The 676-nt window shown below is 41.4% G+C and carries 1 protein-coding gene; it reads left to right on the top strand.

Annotation, left to right across the window (positions count from 1 at the left end):
• The first annotated feature begins 80 nt into the window (after window positions 1–80).
• Entirely contained in the window at window positions 81–563 is a 483-nt protein-coding gene (locus ACP45E_RS15240) for a MarR family winged helix-turn-helix transcriptional regulator (protein WP_017038120.1), read from the top strand.
• Window positions 564–676 lie beyond the last annotated feature (113 nt).

Raw genomic sequence — 676 nt, 5'->3', positions numbered from 1 at the left:
AAGATACTTTCACTAAAGTAATGGAAGCCTGGCCTTTAATCAAGTATATTTTTGAAAAGATATTTACTTGAGAGATAAAAATGACATCAGACAAAGTCGATAAGATTCTTGCTCAATGGCTTGCTGTCAGGCCGGATCTGGATTGCTCAGCAATGGGGGTTGTCGGGCGATTGCGTCGAACCAGTGGTATATGGAAGAAGAATTTGGACCCAGTTTTTCAAGAACACGGGCTGAGTAGTATTGAGTTTGATATTTTAGCTACTATGCGCCGCAGTGATACTGTGGTCACTCCTACTGAGTTATATCAAACTCTGATGCTTTCTTCTGGTGCGGTCAGTACGCGTATTGAACAGTTGGTAAAACGTGGTTTGGTCCAACGTATTGCCAGTAAAGAAGACAGACGCAGCTGTAAAGTTACCCTGACTCAAAAGGGGATTGAGTTGGTGGACACAGCATTGAATGCGCATGTTGCTAATATGGATAACATGCTGAACGTACTCAGTAACCAAGAACAAGATCAGTTGGCAAATTTGCTAAGAAAGATACTGTTAGCAGAGCAATAACATCAATTTAACTCCGCTTTTAACAAACCTACTGACCCAGTCGCATTAATGGAGGCTATAGAGATCTAGGCGTCTATATGTCTTTCGATTTAAAAGGGACACACACTCTAAGT

Source organism: Vibrio genomosp. F10 str. 9ZD137 (assembly GCF_049974785.1).
Lineage (GTDB): Bacteria > Pseudomonadota > Gammaproteobacteria > Enterobacterales > Vibrionaceae > Vibrio.
This window is presented reverse-complemented; position numbering and strand designations above follow the sequence as displayed.

Excerpts from the sequence above, each read along its gene's own strand:
- ACP45E_RS15240 (WP_017038120.1), top strand. The coding sequence starts at position 81 with ATGACATCAGACAAAGTCGATAAGATTCTTGCTCAATGGCTTGCTGTC.